We start from the raw sequence: 16,850 nt of genomic DNA on the forward strand, positions 1-16,850 counted from the left end.
GACGACGCCCGCCCGGCCATCCCGCCGGACACGTCGGAGAGCAAGGGGTGGCTGATGCCCTCGACCACACGGTCCCCGGAGGTCGGTGAACCGCTCGAGCCCCTGCCCAGGAAGTTCGCGGCCTTCATACGGCCGGAACTCCCCGGGCTGCTGAACGAGATACGGGCCGAGGTCACCCGCGCCTACCCGGTGTACGGCCGACTGCTCAACGGCCCCAACGGGGACGCGGTCCGCCAAGGCGTGGAACAGGCCCTGGTCGCCTTCGTGGACCGGGTGGCCGACCCCGGCAGGAGTTCGGAACTGCGGGACGAACTCCTGCGCAGGTTCGGCCGGGTGGAGGCCTACGAGGGCCGCGACCTGGAGACCCTGCAGGGCGCCTACCGGCTCGGCGCCCGTATCGCGCTGCGCCGGGCGAGGTCGGTGGGCAGGCAGCACAACCTCTCCCCCTCCCTCATCCTGGCCTTCGCGGACGCCCTCTTCTCGTACGTCGAGGAACTGGAGGCGGTCACCCGCGAGGGGTACGCGGAGGTGCGGGAGCGGGCCGCGTCCGAGGTCTTCGCGTTACGAAGACAGTTACTGCACCTGATCCTGGCCTCGTCGCCGCTGCCCCAGACGACCGTCTCCGAACTGTGCGAGGCCGCCGCCTGGGAGCTCCCCCGGACGTGCACCCTCGTCGCCCTCCGCCCCCCGGCGCCGGACCACATCCAGGCGGCTCTCGACGGCGACGTCCTCGCCGACCTCGACATCCCGCAGCCGCACCTGCTCGTCCCCGGGGACCTCACCCCGCAACGCCTCGCGATGCTCGGCACGGCCCTGTCCGGCACCCGCGCCGCGGTGGGCCTGACCGTGCCGCTCGCGCAGGCCGCCGACTCCGTCCGCTGGGCGCGCCGCGTGCTCCAGTTCGTCGACGACGGTGTGGTGCCCGACGCCCCGCTGGTCCGCTGCGAGGACCACCTGATCACGCTGTGGCTGCTGTCCGACCCCGCCCTCGTCGACCAGCTCGCGGCCCGCGAACTGGCCCCGCTCGACGGACTGCCCGCCAGCCGGCGCCAACGGCTCGTCGAGACGCTCCGGGTCCACGTCTCCACCCGGGCGCCCGCCGAGCAGGTCGGCGAGATGCTGGGCGTCCACGCCCAGACCGTCCGCTACCGCCTGCGGAACCTGGACGCCCACCTGGGCGACCGGCTCACCGACCCCGACCACCGCTTCGCCCTCGAGGTGGCCCTGCGCTCGCTCCACCTGCGCGGCCACGACACCGGGGAGTGACTCCTGCCGCGGGCACAGCGGGCGGGCCCGCGGATCCGCGCCGGCCCGCCCGCGCGCCGGCGGCGGACAGGGCGAACTCCGGCCCTTCGCTTCCACCCCACCGAAGCGGGAGGAACCAGGCGTAACGAGGCCCTCGTGTGAACGCGGAAGTGCCGGTTCGTGGACAATGGCCCACCGGCACCCCGTGTGGCAGCACTACAGGAGGCGCTCCCTTGGAGCTCAGCAGGCGTACCTTCACCGCCCTGGCCGGTACGGCGGCGCTCGGTCTCGCGCTGGCCGGCAGCGGCGGGGCGGCGACCGGCACGCACGGGCCGCGCAGCGTGCCGACGGGTCCGCCGCCCCCTCCCCCGAGCGCGGACGGCAAGCGGCACCGGATCGGCCACGACCGGTACTCGCTGCTGGTCGACGGCCGGCGCCTGGTGCTGTGGTCCGGCGAGATGCACCCCTTCCGGCTGCCCAGCCCGTCCCTGTGGCGGGACGTGCTGCAGAAGCTGCGCGCGGGCGGGTGCAACGCGGTCAGCGTCCCCGTGCCGTGGAACCACCACTCCCCCGCGCCCGGACGGTACGACTTCACCGGGGTGCGGGACCTGGACCTCTTCCTGACCATGGCCGCCGAGGAGCGGCTGTACGTCATCCTGCGTCCCGGTCCGTACCTGGGGTCCGCCGATCTCGACGCCGGCGGGTTCCCCGGGTGGCTGACGGCCACCGGGGGCCGCGCCCGCACCACCGACCCGGAGTACCTGCGGCACGCCGACGCGTGGCTGAGCGCCGTCAACCGCATCGCCGTCCGGCACCTGTTCACCGCGGGCGGCGGCACCGTGCTGCTGTACCAGTTCGAGGACGGGATCGAGGTCCTCGCCGACGATCCGGCCGGGCAGGCCTACCTGACCCACCTGTACGACAAGGCGCGCGCCGACCGCATCGACGTACCGCTGTTCCACGCGGACGGGCGCTTCGGCGACCGCGGCACCGGCCGGCGGACGCCCGGGGTCCTGGCCGGGGCGGCCGGCGGGGCGGCCGACCCGTGGGGCGGGGCCGCCTCCGGCGGCAAGGGGTACGCGCAGGTGCGGCGCACGCACGACGCGGCCCGCGAGCGGCGCGACCTCCTCACGAACCTCGCCGACGGCGTCACGGTGCACAACGTCCGCATGGCGTTCGGCGGGACCTCGTGGGGCTGGCTGCCCGCGCCGGGCGTCTACACCTCGTACGACCACGGGGCGGCGGTCGACGAGGGCCGCCGGCCGACGCCGAAGCTGGCCGCGCTCCAGCAGCTCGGCCACCTGCTGCGGACCGTGCCCGACCTCGCCCGGCTGGACCCGGCGAAGGAGGTGCGGGCCGAGGACGACCGGCTGAGGGTGCGCCACCTGGCCAATCCGGACACCGGCGCCCAGGTGTACGTCCTGCACAACGACTCCGGGGAGCCGGTCGACTCGATGCTGCCCGGCACCGGCATCGACGTCCCCGTCACCGTCGGAGCGCGGGACGCCAAGCTGCTCGTCACCGGGCTGGAACTGGGCCGGCGGAGACTGGCGTACACCACCGCGCAGCCCATGCTGAGCACGACCGTCGGACGGCAGGACATCGCCCTGTTCACGGGCCGCAGGGGTGAGACGGCGCAGGTCGCGCTGGACTGCGACACCGAGCCGCTCACCTACCGGCTGGACGACGAGCCCGGGTGGTCCTACGACCGGGGCAGGCTGAACGTCGTGGTGCCGCTGGGCGTGGGCGGGCTGAGCCGGGTGCTGGTCAAGGGCGGGGACTCCGAGACGCCCATGGTGCTGCTGTTCGCCGACGACGCGACCGCGCTGCGCCTGTGGCCGTACGAGACCCCGTCCGGCTCGATGCTGGTCTACGGCCCGGCGCTGCTGCGCTCGGTCACCCTGCGCGGCTCCACCGCCCACCTCGTCGGCGACCTCGTCGGCGAGACCGGCCTGGAGGTGTGGGCACCGCGCGGGATCACCGCCGTGACCTGGAACGGACGGCCGGTGCGCACCGAGGTCAGCCGGGCCGGGAGCCTGCTGATGGAGGGGCTGATGCCGGGCGCGCCCGAGGTGCGGCTGCCCGCGCTGGAGGGCTGGCGCCGGCGGGCGGAGAACCCGGAGTCCGAGGCCGGTTTCGACGACTCGGCGTGGCCGGCCGCCGGTCTCGCCTCGTCGCACAGCACCACGCCCGTGCCCGAGGGCGGTCCCGTCCTCTTCGCGGACGACCACGGCTTCCACTACGGCGACGTCTGGTACCGGGGACGGTTCGAGGACGCCCGCGGCGTCACGTCCGTGTCGCTGTCCTACAGCACCGGTACGCAGGGGCTGCTGATGGCCTGGCTGGACGGCCGCCCGCTGGGCACGCACCGCATGCCGGTGCCGGACGAGGACACGGCCCGGCGGGGCACGTGGACGGCGACGGCCTCCTTCGGCGTGCCGAAGAAGTGGCGCACGCGGGGCCCGCACGTGCTGTCCGTGCTGGTCCGGCCGATGCAGCACGACGGGGACGAGCGGGCGCAGGACACGCACAGGGCCGCGCGCGGGCTCGTGTCGGCCCGGTTCGGGGGCGCGTCCCGGGACGTGGAGTGGCGGATCCGGGGCGCCGTGGCGCCGGACCGGGTGCGCGGACCGCTGAACAACGGCGGGCTGTACGGGGAGCGGGAGGGCTGGCACCTGCCGGGGTTCGACGACCGGGAGTGGCCGGACGTGGAGTTCCCCCGGGAGGAGCGGCGGCAGGGGGTGACCTGGTACCGGACGGGCTTCCGGCTCGCCGTCGACGCGGACGTGGACGCCTCGATCGGGCTCACGCTCGACGACGACCCGGAGCGCGCCTACCGGGTCCAGATCTTCCTCAACGGCTGGAACATGGGCCAGTACATCAACGATGTGGGCCCGCAGCACACCTTCGTCCTGCCGAACGGGATCCTGCGCACACGGGGGACCAACACGCTGGCCCTGGCGGTGCTGTCCGACGGGACCACGCCCTCGGGCCCGCGCGACGTACGGCTGACGCTGCTGGGCGCGGCGCTGGGCGGGGTCCCGGTGGAGGCGGTGGACTCACCGGGGAGGTGAGTCCACCGCCCCGGCGGCTCACGCCAGCCGGATCACGTTCCAGGACAGCGGCTCCAGTACGGCGGAGAGCCGGCCGGCGTCCAGGGTCGTGCCGTCGACCGGGTGCGGGGTGACCCGCTCGGGTTCGGCGAGGGTGTTGCGGGCGTCGGGGTCGGCGTCCGCGAGGGCGCTGTGCTCGACGACCGAGGTGAGGCCGAGGCCGCCCAGCGCGACGTCCAGCGGCAGGGACTCGGTGCGGCTGCGGTTGACGGCGAAGACGGTGACCGTGCCGTCCTCGGCGCGCACGGCGGTGGCGTGCAGCAGGTCGGCCTCGCCGTACTTCCTCGTCTCGTACGTAGGCGAGTCCACGCGGACGTCGAGCACCTCGCCCCGGCCGTGCTTCGAGGCCTGGGCGAACGGGAAGAACGTCGTCTGCCGCCAGGCCGGGCCGCCGGGCTCGGTCATGATCGGGGCGATCACGTTGACGAGCTGGGCGAGGCAGGCCACGGTGACGCGGTCCGCGTGCCGGAGCAGGGCGATGAGGAGCGAGCCGAAGACGACGGCGTCGGTGACGCTGTAGCTGTCCTCGAGCAGCCGCGGGGCCTCGGGCCAGTCCAGGGCGCTGACCTGGGCCTCGGTCCGGGAGAGGTACCAGACGTTCCACTCGTCGAAGGAGAGGTTGATCTTCTTCTTGGACTTGAGGCGGGCCCCGACGTGGTCGCAGGTGGCGACCACGTTCTCGATGAAGGACTCCATGTCGACGGCGGAGGCGAGGAAGGAGTCGACGTCGCCGTCGAGCGGCTCGTAGTAGGCGTGCAGGGAGATGTAGTCGACCAGGTCGTACGTCTCCTCGAGGACCGTCGCCTCCCACTCGGCGAAGGTCTCCATGGACTGGCCGGAGGAGCCGCAGGCGACGAGCTCGACGCCGGGGTCGATCTGGCGCATGGCGCGGGCGGTCTCGGCGGCGATGCGGCCGTACTCCCGGGCGGTCTTGTGGCCGGTCTGCCAGGGGCCGTCCATCTCGTTGCCCAGGCACCACATGCGGATGCCGAACGGGTCCTTGTCGCCGTGCTCGACGCGCAGGTCCGACAGGGCCGTGCCGGAGGGGTGGTTGGCGTACTCCTGGAGCTCCAGGGCCTCGGCGACGCCCCGGGTGCCGAGGTTGAGGGCCATCATGGGCTCGGCCCGGGGGCCGATCTTCTTCAGGAAGGCGATGTACTCGGAGAGGCCGAAGCGGTTGGTCTCGGTGGAGCGCCAGGCGAGGTCGAGGCGGCGGGGGCGGTCCTCGACGGGGCCCACGGAGTCCTCCCACTTGTAGCCCGAGACGAAGTTGCCGCCGGGGTAGCGGACGGCGGTGACGCCCAGTTCCCTGACGAGGTCGAGGACGTCCTGGCGGAGGCCTTCCGCGTCCGCGGTGGGGTGGCCGGGTTCGAAGATGCCGGTGTACACGCAGCGGCCGAGGTGTTCCACGAACGAGCCGAAGAGACGGGGGTTCACTTCGCCTACGGTGAAGGCGGGGTCCAGGGTGAAACGAGCGGTGCGCATGAGTTCCTTCCGGTGCGTTCTCAGGTGCGGGTGCCTGGTGGCTGGTCGCGCCCGCGCGGCGGGGCCGCGCATCGGCACAGCCCCGTGCCCCTGGTGGCCGGCAGCAGGGCCACGGCCGCGGCGGCCGGGAGGGTGACGAGTCCCAGGCGCTTCACATCAGGCTCCCATCGGAGGGATCACTGACCCGCCAGACCGGTGTGGGCGACGCCCGCCACGATCTGGCGCTGGAAGAAGACGAAGACGACGATCAGCGGAAGGCCCGCCATGAGGCCGCCGGCCATGAGCTGGGCCCACTGGATGCCGTAGGAGTTCATGACGGTGGCGATGCCGTTCGGCATGGTCATCAGGTCGGGGTTGTTGGTGACCATGTAGGGCCACAGGAAGTTGTTCCACGAGCTGATGAAGGTGAAGATGCCGACCGCCGCGAGGGAGGGGCGGGACAGCGGCACGATGATCGTGAGGAAGACGCGCCAGCGGCCGGCGCCGTCGATGAAGGCGGCCTCCTCCAGTTCGCGCGGGACGCCCTGGAAGAACTTGTAGAGGATGTAGACCATCGCGGCGGGCGCGCACTGCGGCAGGATCATGCCCCAGTAGGTGTCGACCATGCCCATCTGCTGGACGGTGGTGAACAGGGGGACGCCGAGCACGGCCGGGGAGACCATGAGGCCGGCCATGACCACGCCCATCAGGACGTGTCTGCCGCGGAACTCGGTGCGTGCGAAGCCGTACCCGGCGAGTGCGCTGACCACCAGCACGATCGCCGTCACGCACACGGACACCACCAGGGAGTTCACGAACCAGTTGGTGATGTTGCCGGTCTCGAGGACGGCCGTCCACGCCTGGCCGGTCCACTCCTTCGGCAGCCAGTGCGGCGGTACCTCGACGGCCTCGGTCTCCGACTTCCAGGAGGTGAACAGGGCCCAGGCGAGCGGGGCGAGGAAGACGAGGGAGACGGCGGCGCCGAGGAGGGTGAGGACGATCTGGCCGGCCGACCGGTTCCGGCGGGGTTCGGCCCGTGTCTGCTGTGCGGCGGTGGTCATCGGCCGCCCTCCTCACGGTTGCGCAGCAGCCACGTCCGGGCGAGGGCGACGGCCGCGATGATCACGAAGAAGATGATGGAGATGGCGGAGGCGTAGCCCACGCGGTAGCTGGTGAAGCCCTGTTCGAGGGTGTACTGCACGAAGGTGCGGGTCGATCCCTCCGGCCCCGGGCCGAAGTCCTGCATCACGACGGCCTGGTCGAAGACCTGGAGCGAGGCGAGGATCTGCAGGGCGACGACCAGGCCCGTGATGTTGCGCAGCATCGGCAGGGTGATGTGGGCCATGCGGTGCCAGGCGTTCGCCCCGTCGAGTTCGGCGGCCTCGTAGAGGTGTGCGGGGATGCCCTGGAGGGCGGCGAGGTAGAGCAGGAAGCTGAAGCCGACGGTCCACCACAGGGTGGTGACGACGACGGCGAGCATGGCGTACGACTTGTCGGTCAGCCAGGGCGTCTCGATGCCGAAGACGTGGTTGATCATGCCGGTGCCGGGGTTGAACAGCCACTGCCAGAGGTTGGCGGCGACGGTGGACGGCAGCAGGAACGGCATGAAGAAGCAGAGCCGCCACAGCCATTTCCCGCGCTCGATGTGGTGGGCGAGCATGGCGAGGAGGAAGGCGAGGACGGTGAGGCAGGGGACGACGAGCAGCGTGAACCAGGCGCTGTGGCCGAGGGATTCCCACACCAGCGGGTCGTCGAGGGCCTCGCGGTAGTTGTCGAGGCCGACGAAGCTCGTGCCGTCGCCGGAGATGTTGGCGTCGGTGAAGCTGAGGTAGAGGCCGCGCAGCAGCGGCCAGATCACGAAGAGCGCGAACAGCACGAGGAACGGGGCGATGAACCAGCCGCCGTGCTGGAATCCCTGCTTGCGGCGGACGGCGGAAGCGTCGGCGGCGGCCTCGGCGCGGGCCGGGCGGATGACGGTCCCGGCGCTGGTCGTCGTCATGCGGCGGCACCTCCCTGCGCGGCGGTGCGGCCGTCCATGGGGTTCTTCGAGGCGAGGAGCCGGGCCAGCGTGCTCTTCATGCGGTCGGCGGCGGCGCCGGGCCTGGCGGAGCCCGTCGTGGAGGAGACGACGACGGGGCCGACGCGCTGGGCGAGGATGCCGGTGGAGCCGGCGAACCACACCTTGGGCTCGGTGGCCTGGTGGTCCATCGCGGAGACGTACTCGCTCTGCGGGTCCAGCTTCCGGTACGCGTCCGAGGAGAGGGTGGGGGTGTGGGCGGGGATGTGTCCGCCCGCGGCCCACTGCCGGGCGTGCTGGACGATGTAGGCGGCGAGCCGGTGGGCGGCCTCGTTGGTGGCGCCGCCGCGGCCGGACTGGTGCGGGAGCACGAAGGCGTGCGACTCGGCGTGGGTGGCCGGTGCGCCGAAGACGGGGGGCAGGGGGGTGGCCCCGTACTCGATCTTCGCGCTGTCGAAGACCGGCACCGACCAGTTGCCCTCCCAGACGAAGGGGGAGCCGTTGACGAACTGTTCGGCGCCCGCGCCGCCGCCGAAGTTCGGGTCGGCGTACCCGTCGGTGATGTGACGGCGCAGGAACTCCAGGACCTGGGTGGCCTTGTCGGTGTCGAAGGTGACCTCGGTGTGGGCGTCGTCGAACCAGGTGCCGCCGAGCTGGGTGTAGAAGGCGACGAAGAACCACCACTGGAAGTTCTGGTCGTTGAGCCACAGGCCGATGGTCTGCAGCCCCTTCCCGGTGGCCTTCCTGGCCTCCTTCAGCACGTCGAACCACTGGTCGGTCGACGTCACCGGGATCATCCTGCCGTCGGCGCCGAGCAGGCCCGCCTTCCTCAGCACGTCCTTGCGGTAGAAGCAGAGCTGGACGTGGATGTCGAGCGGGAGGGCGTAGAGCCTGCCGTCGACGACGGCGCGTTTCCACAGCTCGGGGTTGAAGTCGGCTTCCTCGACCCCGTACTCGGCGAGCAGGCCGACGTCCCAGGGGTCCAGGAGGCGGCCGGGTGAGAAACCGGTGACGCGGCCCAGGTGCATGACGCCGAGATCGGGTGCGCGGTTGCCCGCGGCCGCCATGGCGAGCTTGGTGTAGAAGGGGCTGCCCCACTGGAGGGTGGAGTCCTTCACCTCGATGCCGGGCGTCTCCCGGCGGAAGGAATCCAGCATCGCGATCATGTTGTATCCGTCGCCGCCGCTGAAGAGGTTCCAGTAGCGCACCCGGGTGTCCGCCCCGGAGGCGAGCGCGTCGGCCCCGGTCCCGAGCGCCGCGAAGCCGAAGCTTCCGGCGACGGTCAACCCGCCCAGTCCGGCGAGAAGTTGCCTGCGATCCAGGCCAGGTCGTCCCATGCCCTGCCCCATCCGTTCATCGATGGTTCGAAATATCGAATGACGCCCGTAACTTCGAACGGACCGTAGAGGCGATGGACCGGCGCGTCAATGGATCGGACAAGAACTCACAGCGGGACTTTCCGCGGGAGCCCTCGCATGACGCGGACACGTCCGGCCGCGTAGGCTCGGACGGCCTTGGTTTCGGCGGCGGACGGGAGCGGGGGGCGGGATGGGGTTCGCGGAGGCGGCCGTGGGTCCGGCCTCGTTCCTCAGCGCGTTCTACACGTCCTTCTGGTGGATCCCGGCCCTCGTCCTCGCCGCCGCCCTGGCGATCAAACTGCCGACGATCGTCCGGCTGTGGGACGATCCGCTGCTGCGCGCGGTCGGCGGGCTGCTGCTGCTCGCCTGCGCGGTGTTCGTGTTCGTCGCCCCGTCGACCATCGCGTGGGTCAACCGGGTCACGGGCGTGCCGAACATCTCCGCGCCCTGGGTGTACTCGCTGCTGACCGCCTTCTGCGGCTCCTGCCTGGTGCTGATCGTCGCCTGGCGCGACGGCCTGCCCGAGCACTCCGCCTCCACCCGCCGCGCCACCCGCCGGGTGCTCCGCGCGTACGGGGGCGTGATCGTCGCCCTGTGGGTGCTCTTCGTCCTCGCGGACGTGCCCGTGGAGCGCACCCGTGACCTGGACACCTACTACGCGACGACGCCGTTCATGCGCGAGGAGATCCTGCTGTACCTCCTCGCGCACACCACCGCCGCGCTCATCACCTCGAAGCTGATCTGGAACTGGATCCGCGCCGACGGACTCGACGCCTGGCTGCGCTGGGGACTGAAGTTCCTGGGCGTCGGATACGCGCTGAACCTGGCCTTCGACGCCGCCAAGCTCACGGCCGTGGGGGCGCGTTGGACCGGGAACGACCTGGACTGGCTCAGTCTGGACGTGGCCCCGGCGCTGGCGTGCGTGTCCGCGGTGTCGATCGCGGCCGGCTTCATCCTGCCGCACGCCGGCCAGTACCTGCACGAGCGCTGGCGGCTGCGCCTGGCCCACCGCCGGCTGCGGCCCCTGTACGTGCTGATGCGGTCCGTGCACGGTTCCGGCACGCCGTTCGTGCTGCACGCCGGCCCCGGACTGCGCCTGACCCGCCGCGAGACGTTCATCCGGGACGTCCTGCTGCCGCTGGCCCCCCGCACCGACGAGCGGCTGCGCGAGCGGTCGTACGCCGCCGCCCTGGGCCTCGGCCTCCCACCGGAGCGGGCGCGGGCGCTCGCCGCGGCCGTGGTGATCCTCGACGCCGTCGAGGCCGGAGCCGGTGCGCACCACGGTCACGAACCCGACACCACCGAACTGCTGCGCGAGATCGGGGCCGTCTCGCGCGCCCTGCGCCACCCCGACGTGATCCGGGAGGTCCGCGCGCTCGCCGTGGCGCCCGGGGTCACCGCGGCGGTCACCGAGTGACCGCGTCGCACGCGGAACTGGCCGGGAGGGCACCCGACTTGGCATATTGCACAGGTGACCGGGCGACACCCAGGGAAACAGGGAGACAGCGGTGCGTACAGGGAAGGAGATGCGTCGTCTCGCTGACGCCCTCATCGGCCCCATCCGGGTGGCGGTCCCGGCGGATCCCGAGGTCCTGTTCGAGGCGCTGGTCGCCTCCGTCAGCGCGTGGCGGGGACGGGAGGTGGTCGTCCACCGGGCGGCGTTCCCCCCGCACACGGCGAGCGGACTGTGGCTGGAGCGCGAGGACCACGACGACGTGGTCGTCGACGAGCGGGCCGCCGTGTGGCACCAGATCGTGATCCTCTGCCACGAGGTGTGGCACATGAACCGCCGGCCCGCGGACGCCGGCGGGCGGCCCGGTCCGGTCGCCGCCCGCACCGACTTCAGCCTGGCCGAGGAACAGGAGGCCGACCGCTTCGGCATGCTGATGGGCCGCCGGCTGCGCACCTGGCTGGAGGCCTCCACCGACTCGGTGTACGCCGCGGAGGGCGGCGGCCCCGGGGACCCGCGGGACCTCGCCGGACGCATCGGGGCCGCGCTCAACCACCGCGGGACGAAGGGGTGAACGGCCTGCTCAACTACGTCAGCTGCGGGGTGCTGTGGCTCGGCCTGCTGGTGAAGGCCCCCGATCTGCTGCGGCACCGGCGCGATCCGTACCTGCGGTCGATCTGCGCGGTGCTGGGCCTCGCGGGGCTGTGCTTCTTCCTGGGGGCGCCGCCGACGGTCGGCGCCGTCAACCGGATCGGCGACGTGCCGAACCTCGCGGCGCCGGTCACCTACGCGGCGATCACCGGGTACTGCGCCGCCTCCCAGGTCCTCGTCGTGCACTGGCGCGGCGGGCCCCGGGTGCGCCGCACCGTCCGCCGCTGGCTGCTCGCCTACGCCGTGGTCGTGCTCGGCATCGCGGTGACGTTCACGCTCGGCGAGGCGCCCGTGGAGCGCCGTACCGACCTGGACACCTACTACGCGACGACGCCGTTCATCGCCCAGATGATCGTGCTGTACCTGGTCGCGCACCTCACCGCGGTGACCGTCACCACCGTGTCGTCGCTGCGCTGGGCACGCCGGGTGCGGGGCGGGCTGCGGGCGGGGCTGACGCTGCTCGGGACCGGTTCGCTGTGCGGGGCCGGGTACAGCGTGGCCAAGCTGGTCGCGGTGGTCGCGCGCTGGTCCGGGCGGGACTGGTCGCGGCTGGGCACCGCCGTCTCCCCGGCCGCCGCCGGGCTCGGCGCCCTGCTGACGGTCGTCGGGGTGCTGGTGCCGCTGGCGGCGCCCCGGGTCGCCGAGTGGCGGCGGGCGCGGCGGACGTACGCCCGGCTGGAACCGCTGGAGCGGGCCCTGGACGACCTCCTCACCCGCCGGGCGCTGCGGCTGCCCCGGCCCAGGCTCGCCTCCCCCACGACACGGCTGATGTGGCGGCAGACCAGCGTCCACAACGCGCTGAGCCACCTGGACGCCTACTTCGACCGGGAGCTGTACGACCGGACCCGCGCCGGTGTGCTGGCGGCGACGGGGGAGGCGGAGCGCGCGGAGGCCGCCGCGTGGGCGGCCGTGATCACCGCGGCGGTGCGCGACGAGGCGGAACCGGGCCGCCGGGCCCCGTCGCGCGACGGGGTCCGGCTCCCGGACCGGGTGCCGGACCCGGCCGTCCTGGTCCGGATCGCCGACGCGCTGGCCGGCCCGGCCCCGGTCCCGGCGGCCGACGCGGTGCCGAGCGGTGCGACGACGGCGGGGACCGCGTGAACCGGGCCCCGGACGAGAGGAGCCGGCCGGCATGAGTTCCGTCGTCTACCTGGCGGCCTTCGTCTTCGGGATGACGTCCGTGCTGCTGTTCCGCCGCCCGCGCACGGCGGCCCCGCGCAACCCGCTCACCCTGTCCACCTGCGCCGCGATCGTCCTGGGCGCCCTGGTCTTCGTGTGCGCCGCCCCGGCCACCCTGGCCGCCGTCAACTCCCTCACCGGCGTCCCCAACTTCGGGGCCCCGCTGACCTACGGGATGCTCTCCGCGTACAGCTGCGCGGTGCTGGTGCTGCTGATCAACTGGCGGGGCGGGTCGCGGGAACGGGTGCGGCGCCTGGTGCTGCGCAGCGTGGCCGCCTACGGTCTGCTGGTGGCCGCCATCGTCGTCCTGTTCGCGCTGGCCGAGGCGGACACCGAGCGGCTGACGGACCTCGACACGTACTACGCCACCACCCCGTTCATGCGGGAGATGATCCTGCTGTACCTGGTCGGGCACAGCGCGGCGATGCTGGTCATGTGCGTCGTCTGCGTCAAGTGGGGGCGCGAGGTCGGCGGGCTGCTGCGGACCGGACTGCGGCTGATCCTCGTGGGGGCGCTGCTGGACCTGGTCGGGTTCCAGCTGACCAAGTACACGGCGGTGGCGGCCCGTTGGTCGGGGCACGACCTGGACTTCCTGTCCACCACGGTCGCCCCGCCGATGGCCGCGCTGGCCGCGCTGCTGTGGTCGGCCGGGTTCGCGCTGCCGCGGCTGCTGCCGTCCGTCCGCGCACAGTGGCGGGGGCTCGGCGACTACCGGCGGCTGGGCCCGCTGTGGTCGCTGGTGGGGCCGGTGCCGACCGCGCCCAAGCCGCGGGCCGCCTGGTGGCAGCTGCCGCAGGCGCGGCTGCAGTGGCGTGAGGTGTCGATCCACGACGCGCTGCTCGCGCTGGCGCCGTACTTCGACCACGGGGTCCGCGAGCGGACCCGGGACGCCGCCCTGCGCGCGGGCCGCTCCCCCCACGAGGCGCGGCTGGCGGCGGAGGCGGCCATGCTCACCGACGCGGCGCGCCGGGCCGCCGCCCGCGAGGAACCGCCCGAGACCACCGGTACGTACCGGCTGCACGCCACCGAGGTCTCCGGCACCGGCGGACTGGTGGAGCTGGCGCAGGCGCTGCACCGTCCTCCCACCGCGCGCGGGGGCGCGGCGCCGCCTCCCCCGACCGGAACCGTGACCGAACCCGAGGAGCCCCATGTCGCGTAGAGCTGTCGTCATCGGTGCCGGCCTGGCCGGCATGCTGGCCGCGGCGGTGCTGTCCCGTGCGGGAGCGGACGAGGTGATCGTCCTGGACCGCGACGCGCTGCCGGACGGCCCGGAGCACCGCAAGGGGCTGCCGCAGGGGCGGCACGCGCATCTGCTGATGGCGGGCGGCATGGAGGCCATGGAGGAGCTGCTGCCGGGCGCGGGGCTGCGCGAGCGGCTGCTCGCCGCCGGGGCGCACGAGATCCCGCTCAGCTCGGGCATGCTGGCGCTCACCTCCGAGGGCTGGCTGCGGCGGTGGCGGCGCGAGGGCCCGGCGATGGTGACGTGCAGCCGGGCGCTGGTGGACTGGGCGGTGCGCACGACGGTACGGGAACAGGCGCCGGTGGAGGTCCGCAGGGCGGCGGTGGTGGGACTGACGGGCTCCGCGGGGCGGGTGCGCGGGGTGCGGATCGCGGCGCCCGGCGGGGACACGGACCTGGAGGCGGACCTGGTCGTCGACGCGAGCGGACGCGGCACGCGGGTCGTCAGCTGGCTGGGCGGGCTCGGACTGACCGGCGTGGAGGAACGGGCGGTGGACTCCGGCCTGGTCAACGCGTCGCGCGTGTACCGGGTGCCGGAGGGCGCGGAGCGGTTCCCGCTGACGATCGTGCAGGCCAACCCGTACGTGGGGCGGCCGGCGCGGAGCGCGATGGTGATGCCGATCGAGGGGGGCCGCTGGCTGGTGAGCTGCGGCGGCTCGCGGGGCGGTGCGCCGCCGGCGGATCCGGCGGGGTTCCTGCGCTACGCGCTCGATCTGCCGGACCCGATCGTGGGGCGGCTGATCTCCGGCGCGGAGCCGCTCACGGACGTGCACCTGAGCCGGTCGACGAGCAATGTGCGGCGGTACCTGGAGCGGATGCCGCGGTGGCCGGAGGGGTTCGTGGTGCTCGGGGACGCGCTGGCCACGTTCAATCCGGCGTACGGGCACGGGATGTCGGTGGCCGCGTTCGGTGCGCGGGTCCTCGGCCGGGAACTGGGGCGGGGCGCAGGGCTCGGCGCGCCCGGCCTGGGCCGGCGGGTGGTGCGGGGGGCGGCGCGCGCGGCGGACACCGCGTGGTCGATGGCGGTCGGACAGGACGTGCTGTACCCGGGGGTGCGGGGCGGTCGGCCGACCGCGGCCGACCGCATGGTGACGGCGTACACGCGGCGCATGACGAGGGCGGCGACGGGCTCCTACGCGGCTGCCTCGGCGGTGTGGGACGTCACGAGCCTGCGCGCCTCTCCGGGCCGGATGTTCCGGCCCTCCGCGGTGCTGGCGGCTGTGGCCGGGTCCCCGCTTCCTCCGTCGGTCGAGCCCCCGCTGACCCCGGGTGAACGCGAGGTCCTGCGCGGGCTCGACCGCACGGAGGTGTGAGCCGGGGGAGTTTCGCCCCCGCCCTTTCCCGTCCCATCCCCGGGGGCTGCGCCCCCGGAGCCCCCTTCCGGCCCTGGACGGGCCTCGTCCTCGAACGCCGGACGGGCTGAAATCAGCCCCTCCGGCGTTCGAGGAGTGGGGTCCCGGGGGCGACGCCCCCGGGACGGGGAGGGGCGGCGGGGGCGAGGAGAGGTCACCCCGCGAACGGAGGTTGCGCAAGCCCCTTGCCCGCGCCCGGCACCACCAGCAGGGAGCCCGCCAGGGGGTGCGGGGAGGTGAGGCCCACGCGGGCCGTGGTGACGTAGAGGTCGGTCAGGTCGGGACCGCCGAAGGCGCAGGCCGTGACGAGGGGGACGGGGAGCGGGATCACCCGGTCCAGTTCGCCGGAGGGGGTGTAGCGGCGTACCGCGCCGCCGTCCCACAGGGCGACCCACACACAGCCGTCGGCGTCGACGCACAGGCCGTCGGGGAAGCCTGCGCCGTCCTCGATCGCGGCCAGGGAGCGGCGGTTCGCGATCCTGCCGTCCGCCTCGCCGACGTCGAAGACGTCGATACGACGGGTCGGCGAGTCGATGTAGTACATCAGCCGGCCGTCGGGGCTCCAGCCGGTGCCGTTGCTCACCGCCACGTCGTCGAGGAGGACGTCGACCGTGCCGTCGCCGGTGACGCGGGAGAGCGAGCCGCCGCCGGGCTCCTCGTCGTAGCGCATGGTGCCCGCCCACAGGCTGCCGTCGGGGGCGACGGCGGCGTCGTTGCCGCGGCGGCCGGGGACGACCTCCCGGTGCAGCCAGCGGAAGGTGTCGTCGGGGTCGAGCAGGCCGACGCCGTCCCGCAGGTTGAGGACAAGTCCGCCGCCCGCGCGGGGCTTGACGGCGCCCACGTGCTGCTCGGTGCGGCGCAGGGTGCGCCGGCCGGTGGCCGGGTCGTAGGTGTGGACGCGGGAGCCGAGGATGTCGATCCACAGCAGGCGGCCGGTGGCCGGGTCCCAGGTGGGGCCCTCGCCCAGGGCCGCCCGAGCGTGGACGGCGACGTCGTAGGTGTGTGTCATGTCATGCTCCGGTGGCCCAGGCGTTCGGACAGTTCGGCGGCGCCCTTCACGGCGAGCTGCTCCAGCTCGCCGAGTCGTTCGTCGCTCCAGCGGATCATCGGTACGGAGATGGACAGCGCCGCGACCACCTGCCCCGTGCGATCGCGTACCGGGGCGGCGACGCAGGAGACGTCCGGGTTGGACTCGCGGCTCTCCACGGCGACGCCCCGGGCGCGGATCTCCGCGAGGGTCTCGCGCAGGGCCGTCACATCGGTGATGCTGTTGGGGGTCATCGCGGACAGCTCGGCGTCGTCGGGGACGCGCGCGGCGAGTTCGTGCTCGGGGAGGGAGGCCAGCAGCATCTTGCCGACGGAGGTGCAGTGGGCGGGCAGCCGGCGGCCGGCCGCCGACACCATCCGCACCGCGTGGGTGGAGTCCACCTTGGCGATGTAGATGACGTCGGTGTCCTCCAGGATCGCCACGTGCACCGTCTCGTCGCAGGTCTCGGCGACGGAGCGGGCGACCTGCTGGCCCTCGGCGGCGAGGTCGAGGTGCTCGGCGTAGCGGGCGCCGAGCTGGTACGGACGTACGCCGAGCCGGTAGCGTCCGGGCTGCCCCGCCACCGGGACGATGTACTTCCGGGCGGCGAGCGTGGTCACCAGTTCGTGCACGGTGGTGCGCGGCAGTTGCAGCCTGCGCACGATGTCGGGGGCGGAGAGCGTCCCGTCCCCGTCGAGGAAGAGCTCGAGAATGTCGAGAGCCCGGGTCACGGCTGGTACGAGGCGTCCCACGAC

The 16,850-nt window shown here is 73.4% G+C and carries 13 protein-coding genes; 7 read left to right on the forward strand and 6 right to left on the reverse strand.

All coding sequences use genetic code 11. The annotated features are described in order from the left end of the window. The first annotated feature begins 54 nt into the window (after nucleotides 1-54). Together ACZ8ZB_RS10910 and ACZ8ZB_RS10915 are read left to right on the forward strand one after the other, a co-directional pair. A complete protein-coding gene (locus ACZ8ZB_RS10910; RefSeq protein WP_470737509.1) occupies nucleotides 55-1,266 on the forward strand; it encodes a PucR-like N-terminal domain-containing protein in 1,212 nt (403 codons plus the stop codon). Between the two features lie 212 nt (nucleotides 1,267-1,478). Further along, nucleotides 1,479-4,319, forward strand: coding sequence for a glycoside hydrolase family 35 protein (locus ACZ8ZB_RS10915; protein ID WP_470737510.1), 2,841 nt, complete (start codon nucleotides 1,479-1,481; stop codon nucleotides 4,317-4,319). A gap of 18 nt (nucleotides 4,320-4,337) precedes the next feature. Here the strand turns inward: ACZ8ZB_RS10915 and arfA are convergent, their stop codons facing one another. The 4 genes from arfA to ACZ8ZB_RS10935 all read right to left on the reverse strand — a co-directional run bounded on the left by arfA (nucleotide 4,338) and on the right by ACZ8ZB_RS10935 (nucleotide 9,176). Continuing rightward, the gene (arfA, locus tag ACZ8ZB_RS10920; protein ID WP_470737511.1) at nucleotides 4,338-5,843 is read right to left on the reverse strand and encodes an arabinosylfuranosidase ArfA; all 1,506 of its coding nucleotides are present in this window, start codon (nucleotides 5,841-5,843) and stop codon (nucleotides 4,338-4,340) included. Nucleotides 5,844-6,019: 176 nt separating this feature from the next. Beyond that, complete coding sequence (locus tag ACZ8ZB_RS10925; RefSeq protein WP_470737512.1) at nucleotides 6,020-6,883, reverse strand: carbohydrate ABC transporter permease; 864 nt, start codon at nucleotides 6,881-6,883, stop codon at nucleotides 6,020-6,022. Further along, on the reverse strand, nucleotides 6,880-7,821 hold the full coding sequence (locus tag ACZ8ZB_RS10930) for a carbohydrate ABC transporter permease (protein ID WP_470737513.1): 942 nt from the start codon (nucleotides 7,819-7,821) through the stop codon (nucleotides 6,880-6,882). Before ACZ8ZB_RS10930 ends, ACZ8ZB_RS10925 begins: the two co-directional genes overlap by 4 nt. Continuing rightward, nucleotides 7,818-9,176, reverse strand: a complete 1,359-nt coding sequence (locus ACZ8ZB_RS10935) for an extracellular solute-binding protein (protein WP_470737514.1) — start codon at nucleotides 9,174-9,176, stop codon at nucleotides 7,818-7,820. Before ACZ8ZB_RS10935 ends, ACZ8ZB_RS10930 begins: the two co-directional genes overlap by 4 nt. Before the next feature lie 211 nt (nucleotides 9,177-9,387). On the opposite strand from ACZ8ZB_RS10935, the gene ACZ8ZB_RS10940 reads away from it, so the two are divergent. The 5 genes from ACZ8ZB_RS10940 to ACZ8ZB_RS10960 all read left to right on the forward strand — a co-directional run bounded on the left by ACZ8ZB_RS10940 (nucleotide 9,388) and on the right by ACZ8ZB_RS10960 (nucleotide 15,029). Beyond that, nucleotides 9,388-10,614 (forward strand): DUF6545 domain-containing protein, encoded by a 1,227-nt coding sequence (locus tag ACZ8ZB_RS10940; RefSeq protein ID WP_470737515.1) that lies wholly within the window; start codon nucleotides 9,388-9,390, stop codon nucleotides 10,612-10,614. 109 nt (nucleotides 10,615-10,723) lie between these two features. Beyond that, nucleotides 10,724-11,221 carry a toxin gene (locus ACZ8ZB_RS10945; RefSeq protein ID WP_470737516.1) on the forward strand — a complete coding sequence of 166 codons (498 nt, stop codon included), beginning with the start codon at nucleotides 10,724-10,726 and terminating at the stop codon, nucleotides 11,219-11,221. Then, nucleotides 11,218-12,399, forward strand: a complete 1,182-nt coding sequence (locus ACZ8ZB_RS10950; RefSeq protein ID WP_470737517.1) for an MAB_1171c family putative transporter — start codon at nucleotides 11,218-11,220, stop codon at nucleotides 12,397-12,399. Before ACZ8ZB_RS10945 ends, ACZ8ZB_RS10950 begins: the two co-directional genes overlap by 4 nt. A 31-nt stretch (nucleotides 12,400-12,430) precedes the next feature. Beyond that, nucleotides 12,431-13,636, forward strand: a complete 1,206-nt coding sequence (locus tag ACZ8ZB_RS10955) for an MAB_1171c family putative transporter (RefSeq protein ID WP_470737518.1) — start codon at nucleotides 12,431-12,433, stop codon at nucleotides 13,634-13,636. Further along, nucleotides 13,626-15,029: an FAD-dependent monooxygenase gene (locus ACZ8ZB_RS10960; RefSeq protein WP_470737519.1), complete on the forward strand. Its 1,404-nt coding sequence runs from the start codon at nucleotides 13,626-13,628 to the stop codon at nucleotides 15,027-15,029. The genes ACZ8ZB_RS10955 and ACZ8ZB_RS10960 overlap by 11 nt, the downstream gene beginning before the upstream one ends. Nucleotides 15,030-15,222: 193 nt before the next feature. Here ACZ8ZB_RS10960 and ACZ8ZB_RS10965 read toward each other — a convergent pair whose 3' ends face one another. Together ACZ8ZB_RS10965 and ACZ8ZB_RS10970 are read right to left on the reverse strand one after the other, a co-directional pair. Continuing rightward, nucleotides 15,223-16,077, reverse strand: a complete 855-nt coding sequence (locus ACZ8ZB_RS10965; RefSeq protein WP_470737520.1) for an SMP-30/gluconolactonase/LRE family protein — start codon at nucleotides 16,075-16,077, stop codon at nucleotides 15,223-15,225. After that, nucleotides 16,074-16,847, reverse strand: coding sequence for an IclR family transcriptional regulator (locus tag ACZ8ZB_RS10970; protein WP_470737521.1), 774 nt, complete (start codon nucleotides 16,845-16,847; stop codon nucleotides 16,074-16,076). Before ACZ8ZB_RS10970 ends, ACZ8ZB_RS10965 begins: the two co-directional genes overlap by 4 nt. Between the last annotated feature and the right edge of the window lie 3 nt (nucleotides 16,848-16,850).

Source organism: Streptomyces sp. 12E (assembly GCF_055633275.1).